2 protein-coding genes are annotated in these 1,174 nt (G+C 65.0%); one reads left to right on the forward strand and one right to left on the reverse strand.

What is annotated here, in order from left to right; all coding sequences use genetic code 11:
- The first annotated feature begins 185 nt into the window (after positions 1-185).
- Positions 186-830, forward strand: coding sequence for a helix-turn-helix domain-containing protein (locus IC66_RS0126805; RefSeq protein ID WP_038949749.1), 645 nt, complete (start codon positions 186-188; stop codon positions 828-830).
- A 157-nt stretch (positions 831-987) separates the two neighbouring features.
- On the opposite strand, the gene IC66_RS43680 is transcribed toward IC66_RS0126805, so the two are convergent.
- Positions 988-1,174, reverse strand: a 187-nt coding sequence (locus tag IC66_RS43680) for an FAD-dependent oxidoreductase (RefSeq protein ID WP_157158101.1), incomplete at its 5' end; no start/stop codon positions are given.

Genomic DNA, 1,174 nt, shown 5'->3' on the forward strand with positions numbered 1-1,174 from the left:
CCAGACCAAAACGCTTCATCGCATCCTCCTTTGGGTCTGGCCGATGGCGGCGCTCGCGGGTGTTGCGAGTCGAGCCGTTTCGGCCTATTTTCACCAACATGAAAATTTGGTCACACTTTCGCTGATGATGCAAGTGGTTTTCATGCACATGAAGGAAGCGGTTTGACGTGAGCGGTGGCAAACGAATGCGCAAACCGGCGGCAACCAAGCCGGCGAAGCGGGTGAAGCCCAAAGCCGTCACCAAGCCGGCGAAGCCTGCGATGGACGTGGCGGTCGGCCGCCGCATCCGGGATCTCAGGCGCGTCAGGCAATTCTCGCTGGAAACGGTCGCGGCGCGCACCTCACTGTCGATCGGCTTTCTCAGCCAGATCGAGCGCGGCCTGTCGTCACCATCGCTGCGCGTGCTGGCCACGCTCGCGGATGTGCTCGGCGTCGGCATCGCCGCACTGTTCGGCGCAAGCCCGAGCGCCGACGGCACCTCCGATCAGGTGGTGACGCGCGCCCTGCAGCGGCCCGAGCTGAAGCTCTGGCGCACCGGCGTCTCCAAGCAATTGCTGAGCCCGGCCAGCGCTGACAACAAGCTCAATCTGTTCCTGGTGCATCTGGAGCCCGGCGGCTCCACCGGCGACGAGCTCTACACCCATGACGGCGAAGAGGCCGGCCTCGTGCTCGAGGGCGAGATGATGCTGACAGTGGACAGCGAGACATGGTCGCTGAAGACCGGCGACAGCTTTCGCTTTGCCAGCCGAAGGCCGCACCGGTTTTCAAATCCGGCCGAGGATGCGAAGGCCGTGGTGCTGTGGGTGAACTGCGTGACGGGAGCGGGCTGACTGCTCTCCCTCTCCCCGTTCTTACGGGGAGAGGGTCGGGGTGAGGGGCCGCTTCCGCAAAGACGGTAGCAGCGGGACTCGCGGGGACTCCCCCTCACCCGAAATTTGCTCTCGCAAATTCCGGCCTCTCCCCGCACGCGGGGGAGAGGCGAAGAAATCACCCGAACCGGTGATTGTACCGGTCCACCGTCAGCGCACTGACGTCGATGTCCGGCTTCTTGCCCGACAGCATGTCCGCAAGCACGCGCCCGGAGCCGCAGGACATGGTCCAGCCGAGCGTGCCGTGGCCGGTGTTGAGGTGGAGATTGGCGTATTGCGTCGGGCCGATCACCGGCGGGGCGGCC

Source organism: Bradyrhizobium genomosp. III, from assembly GCF_000261705.1.
In the GTDB taxonomy this organism is placed as follows: domain Bacteria; phylum Pseudomonadota; class Alphaproteobacteria; order Rhizobiales; family Xanthobacteraceae; genus Bradyrhizobium; species Bradyrhizobium ottawaense.